This window comes from Zarconia navalis LEGE 11467 (assembly GCF_015207075.1).
Taxonomy (GTDB): domain Bacteria; phylum Cyanobacteriota; class Cyanobacteriia; order Cyanobacteriales; family Geitlerinemataceae; genus Zarconia; species Zarconia navalis.
The window spans coordinates 1-5,035 of record NZ_JADEXN010000433.1 but is presented as its reverse complement, the minus strand read 5'-3'; the positions used below and the strand labels follow the sequence as shown (position 1 = coordinate 5,035).

7 protein-coding genes and 1 tRNA gene are annotated in these 5,035 nt (G+C 49.1%); 4 read left to right on the top strand and 4 right to left on the bottom strand.

What is annotated here, in order from left to right:
- Both IQ235_RS18745 and IQ235_RS18740 read right to left on the bottom strand, forming a co-directional pair.
- Window positions 1-576, bottom strand: a 576-nt coding sequence (locus IQ235_RS18745; protein ID WP_264322930.1) for an SPFH domain-containing protein, incomplete at its 3' end; no start/stop codon positions are given.
- Window positions 577-694: 118 nt separating this feature from the next.
- Window positions 695-1,162, bottom strand: coding sequence for an NfeD family protein (locus IQ235_RS18740; protein ID WP_264322929.1), 468 nt, complete (start codon window positions 1,160-1,162; stop codon window positions 695-697).
- 785 nt (window positions 1,163-1,947) lie between these two features.
- Between IQ235_RS18740 and rpsN the strand changes: the two genes are divergently transcribed.
- Window positions 1,948-2,250, top strand: coding sequence for a 30S ribosomal protein S14 (gene rpsN, locus IQ235_RS18735; RefSeq protein ID WP_264322928.1), 303 nt, complete (start codon window positions 1,948-1,950; stop codon window positions 2,248-2,250).
- Between the two features lie 45 nt (window positions 2,251-2,295).
- Here the strand turns inward: rpsN and IQ235_RS18730 are convergent, their stop codons facing one another.
- The gene (locus IQ235_RS18730; protein ID WP_264322927.1) at window positions 2,296-2,625 is read right to left on the bottom strand and encodes a DUF8822 family protein; all 330 of its coding nucleotides are present in this window, start codon (window positions 2,623-2,625) and stop codon (window positions 2,296-2,298) included.
- An 87-nt stretch (window positions 2,626-2,712) separates the two neighbouring features.
- Here IQ235_RS18730 and aat point away from each other — a divergent pair, with 87 nt between their 5' ends.
- The 3 genes from aat to IQ235_RS18715 all read left to right on the top strand — a co-directional run bounded on the left by aat (window position 2,713) and on the right by IQ235_RS18715 (window position 4,234).
- Complete coding sequence (gene aat / locus IQ235_RS18725) at window positions 2,713-3,297, top strand: leucyl/phenylalanyl-tRNA--protein transferase (RefSeq protein ID WP_264322926.1); 585 nt, start codon at window positions 2,713-2,715, stop codon at window positions 3,295-3,297.
- An 86-nt stretch (window positions 3,298-3,383) separates the two neighbouring features.
- Window positions 3,384-3,455, top strand: a tRNA-Thr gene (locus tag IQ235_RS18720).
- A gap of 188 nt (window positions 3,456-3,643) precedes the next feature.
- A complete protein-coding gene (locus IQ235_RS18715) occupies window positions 3,644-4,234 on the top strand; it encodes a hypothetical protein (protein ID WP_264322925.1) in 591 nt (196 codons plus the stop codon).
- 143 nt (window positions 4,235-4,377) lie between these two features.
- Here IQ235_RS18715 and pyrR read toward each other — a convergent pair whose 3' ends face one another.
- Complete coding sequence (gene pyrR, locus IQ235_RS18710; RefSeq protein ID WP_264322924.1) at window positions 4,378-4,920, bottom strand: bifunctional pyr operon transcriptional regulator/uracil phosphoribosyltransferase PyrR; 543 nt, start codon at window positions 4,918-4,920, stop codon at window positions 4,378-4,380.
- Window positions 4,921-5,035 lie beyond the last annotated feature (115 nt).

Sequence of the window (5,035 nt, the reverse complement as noted above, 5' to 3'; positions counted from 1 at the left end):
CGGTTCTCCTTCCGATGTCAGAATCACCGTTCGCTTTTTCCGTTCGGCAGACATCTGAAATTCCATCGAGTCGTGAACGGTTTTCGAGGGCATGATATCCCGCAGTTCTACGCGAGTCACTTTCACACCCCAGGGGTCGGTGGCGATATCGAGTTCTCGCAGCAGCGTTTCGTTAATCTCGCTGCGGGTGGTAAAAGTGCGATCGAGATCGAGTTTTCCCATCTCCGATCGAATTTGCGTCAACACCAAGTTCTGCATGGCTTGCCGTAGGTCTTCCACCTTGTAATAGGCTTTCTCCATATCCATAATTCGCCAGTAGACAACGGCATCGACGGTGATGGAAACGTTATCGCGGGTAATACAAACTTGGGGCGGAACGTCTAAAACTTTCTCTCGAATCGTTTCTTTGTAAACGACGTTATCGATAAATGGATAGATAAAGTTCAGACCGGGTTCTAGTTTTTTGCCATTATATTTTCCTAGCGTTTCAACGAGGGATTCATCTCCTTGATTGACAATTTTGACAGAACCCGCCAGGGCAGAACCTCCGAAAACGAGTAGAAATATTGAAATTATGTATTCCACGTTCGAGTCTCCTAAGAAATAAGAAAAGAGTTTGGAAAAAGACAGTATTCTCAATCCTTAATATTGAAAGGATCGATTGCAAAAAATCAGAAGTAAAGTGGTTGTTATTTCAAGAGTCGGGAAGAACAAATAAAGTATTTCCCGATCGACCCACGACAATAACTTTTTCGTCAGGACCGATGGCACGATCGCTCTCACATTTGGCTTGCCAAGAGTTTCCCTCAAAGATAACCCGACCTGTTTTTCCCGGTGCAATTTCCGTCAGGGTTTGTGCTTCCATTGACTCTTGCAGTGCCGAATGGCTGCGTTTGGGAAGCAATCGCCGAGTCAGAAAAACCAGCACCAATGAAAATACCATCCACAACAAAACTTGCAAACCCAAGTGCGGAATAACAAGAGCAATAATTGCCACGAAGAAAGCACTAATTCCCATGGCTAACTCGACAAAAGCTGTGGGAACGAATAGCTCCATCAAACATAAAATTGCTCCCCCTAACAACCAAATAAAAGAGGGACTAATTTGAGCGAGGGTTGAGGTGGCTGCTAAAATCGAAGTCGGCAAAGAGAAAAAACTCATATCGAAAGTTGGGTGGATAGATTGCCGGGAAAGCTGAAACTTATCTGAATGTCGAGGCTGGTTTCCAGGTTTGGAGTGAAATGAATGAAATTGACGATCTTCGAGATCTTTAAAAGATTCTAAAATTCGATCTAAATAGCGTTAATTTTTGTAAAAAACGTTGAAAGAATGGATTTGCCAAAAAAGGGCTAAGAGGAGTTGAATTTTTATACTTTATTGTAACCGATCGCTCTACAACTTGTAGCGAGGAGAAGACAAAGCGAGCGACTCGAATGCATGAAGACATCAGCTTAAGGGTGCAGGAGAAAAGTAGGTGGACGAACCGATCTCGAACGGATGAGTTGCTATTCTTCTTCTCTCCCAATCTCCTCCCTCACAGGTATAAATTTTTGAGAACCCTTGCAATTTAGGTCGTGATGGAAACGAAAATACAAGGGTTGTGCTTCCCCAGCAACGCCTGCTCCCTTTGCTCAAATCCGCGCCTTAGTTTAAAAACCCTTGTCAGTCTCCCCCATCTCCCCGCTTACAAGGGAATGCTTTTCACAGTTGAGACGGTCGCGTATCATTCTCGAACGAGATACAAACGGGTTTTTCTCTCCCAGCTCTCCCAGCTCTCCCAGCTCTCCCAGCTTCCCATGCTCCCCCAGCTCAAATCCGTGCCTTACTAAAAAACATACACTTATAAGCCATCTCCCCGCCCCCAAATTCAGCTCGCTCCCGACAGCGATCGAATCCGGTATGATATGTAAGGTATATGTCAATTTGAGGGTTCTCAATCCTAGTTCATGGCAAAAAAAAGCATGATCGAGCGCGGAAAGAAGCGCAGAAAACTTGTCGCCAAGTACGCGGCCAAGCGAGAAGAGTTGAAGGAGCAGTTCGATAAAGCTTCTTCTCAGATGGAGAAAATGGAAATCCATCGCAAAATCCAACAACTTCCCCGCAATAGCGCACCCAATCGAGTGCGGAACCGCTGCTGGATGTCGGGAAGACCGAGAGGTTACTATCGCGATTTCGGTTTATCTCGCAACACGATTCGAGAGATGGCTCACGAAGGACTGCTCCCAGGGGTTGTCAAATCGAGTTGGTAAATCGAGGGCGAATGCCTTGAGAGCAAGGGAATTAAGAATCGAGCGTTACTGTCCGCAACAGCGCTCGATTCCCAAACTGTCAAGTAATAAGTCACTCACAGCATTGGCTACGGCAAATTCGCCGTAAAAACTTTGAGAAAAGTCAAATGCTTGCATCTCCGTAACGATCGCCATCACGAGGGAGCCGACATCGTTCTCTCCTTCCATCCGCTGTCGCACGTAGATGCTTGCCGCTCTTTGGGCAATTTCTCCGTTGACCGGTTCGGGTAGAAACTCTTCATCGAGCCACTGATGTAGCGATCGTTCGAGCCACTCTCCTTCCTGTTGGGGATTTTGGGCGGGTGGTAGGGTAATCGGTGGAATTGCTTGAGACATAGATAGCGTGCCGAACAATGCGACTATCTACTATTCTGCCATTCTCCCGATCGCTACCCCCATCTCTTATCGCTCCACGCCAAAAATATGGAATACGACATCCCGGCGATCGTTCAGGGATATGCCCGAGGCTATTTCTTGATGGCTAATGAAGAACCGGGGAACTCCGATGTTGGGTGGTACAGTAGCCGGGAGCGAGCGATCGTGCCCCTAGACGATCGATTTCGCTATCCGCGCTCCCTGCGTCGAGTTCTCCATCAAGAACGCTTTGGGATTGCTGTGAATCGTGCGTTCGAGTATGTGGTTGAAGGTGGTGCAGATCGAGAAACCACCTGGATTTCTCCCAAGTTGAAACGGATTTACACGGCGCTACACCAAGCCGGTTGGGCCCACAGCTTTGAAACCTGGCAAGGAGATCGGCTTGCGGGTGGGATTTTGGGCATTGCCATCGGGGGAGCGTTCATCGGGGAATCGATGTTTTATCGCGTCCCGGAAGCCTCGAAGGTGGCGATGGTCAAATTGGTGGAACGGATGCGAGAGCGAGGTTTTATGCTATTCGACGCCCAATTGATGAATCCTCATCTGGCTCGATTTGGTGCCTATACCCTCAACGAAAAAAAGTATCAGCGCATGCTCGCCAGAGCTCTCGCGCGTCACTGCTCTTTACTGTGACGGGGAATGGGGAATGGGGAATGGGAAAAAGTTTCGCCAGTGCGATCGTCGTTCCCCCATATTTGCTAAAATTGAAAGTCAGCAGTGCCGATGTAGCTCAGTGGTAGAGCACTCGATTCGTAATCGAGCGGTCACGAGTTCAAATCTCGTCATCGGCTTTTACGTCAATTAGGACTCACGCAACGGCGACCGATGTAGGGGAATCCCGTGCCCGGTTTCCCTCCCAAGCATCATAATATGGCAGCTGTGCGTAAGTCTCGTCCAAAATGCCCTCGATCTGGGCAAGGGTTCGATCGGGGTTACCATACCCTTAATGCGATTCCACGGTCACGGAGATGATTTATCCATGAAAAGACAGATTTTGCTATCTTCCCTAACTGCGATATTTTTGTGGGGGGGGTATGCAGAAGTGGCTCATCGATCCGCCTGGGCCCAAGAACCCTCAACCGCACCCCAAACTGAGTCCGGTTGGGAATTGCTGTCCCGTCCCGAAGCCGGATTCGCTATCGAGATCCCACCGGGAACCTTGCGCGAAGAAGTGCAATCGGTCGAGACAGAAGTGGGGCAAATCGAACTCCACACCATTGGCGTCGATCGAGAAACTCGGGTCTATGCCGTTCGCTACAATGACTTTCCCGAAGTTTTCCAAGCTTTACCTGCCGAAACCTTGCTAGAGGGAACCATGCGAGGGCTGACCGCCAATGTCAGCCAGCGTTTAGAAGCCGACCGACCGATTTCCTTAGCCGGACATCCGGGACTGGACTTGTACTACGAAGGTCTTGACGGATTGGTCTACAAACATCGCGTGTATTTAGTCAACCAACGAATTTATCAGACAATTGTCGTCACCTCCCAAGAGGATCTGACCAATTTTTTGTCCGAAGCCGATCGATTTCTCGATTCCTTTAACTTGACCGCTCTCGAACCGCAATTTTAAGTTCGATCGAACCGTTGACAGTTTGCCAAAGGCGATCGCCTCGTTGTTCGTTGCTGGAGTTAGGGGTGTCCCGATTGCACGACGAAATCCAAGCCCCACCGGACAACTGACATTATCTCGATCGCCCAAGCGTTTTGACCGAACTAAACCTGCGATCGAATCAACTCTACCCCATCTCGACCATCGGATTTTTGCAGGTAGACCTTAACCGTCTCCTCCTTGGCTGTCGGCAGGGTTTTCCCTGTAAACGTGAGATGGATCGGCAACTGGCGATGTCCGCGATCGACCAATACCGCCAGCCAAATCGCCTCGGGTCTACCGTACTCGTGAATGGCATTGAGGGCGGCGCGAATGGTTCTACCGGTATAGATCACATCATCCACCAAAACCACCTGTTTGCCCGTTAAATCGAAAGGGATTTTGTCCTTGGCCGGGGTGCGCACGCCACGGAGATCGAGATCGTCGCGGTAAAAGGTGATATCCAGCGCCCCGAGAGGAACGGTGATGTTTTCGAGGGTTTCCACTTGAGTCGCGAGCATCTGTGCCAAGGGAACGCCTCGGGTATAGATGCCCAAGAGGACTAAATCTTCGATATTCCCCGACTTTTCTACAATCTGAGAGGCCAAGCGCGTCAGGGTACGACGAATTTCTTCTGGGGAGAGAATTTCAACGACTGGATTCGGCATGAGCAGTTTTCACTGATTCTACTTTCGCCATATCTCGCTCGAGTTGTCGCCGATCGATGCATTTCCCTTCAATAGGGGCTTGAACAGCGTAATTTTTTTGCAACCGCTCTTATCC

Coding starts and splice junctions, on each gene's coding strand:
- IQ235_RS18740 (WP_264322929.1), bottom strand. CDS start 1,162: ATGAGTTTTTTCTCTTTGCCGACTTCGATTTTAGCAGCCACCTCAACC.
- rpsN (WP_264322928.1), top strand. CDS start 1,948: ATGGCAAAAAAAAGCATGATCGAGCGCGGAAAGAAGCGCAGAAAACTT.
- IQ235_RS18730 (WP_264322927.1), bottom strand. CDS start 2,625: ATGTCTCAAGCAATTCCACCGATTACCCTACCACCCGCCCAAAATCCC.
- aat (WP_264322926.1), top strand. CDS start 2,713: ATGGAATACGACATCCCGGCGATCGTTCAGGGATATGCCCGAGGCTAT.
- IQ235_RS18715 (WP_264322925.1), top strand. CDS start 3,644: ATGAAAAGACAGATTTTGCTATCTTCCCTAACTGCGATATTTTTGTGG.
- pyrR (WP_264322924.1), bottom strand. CDS start 4,920: ATGCCGAATCCAGTCGTTGAAATTCTCTCCCCAGAAGAAATTCGTCGT.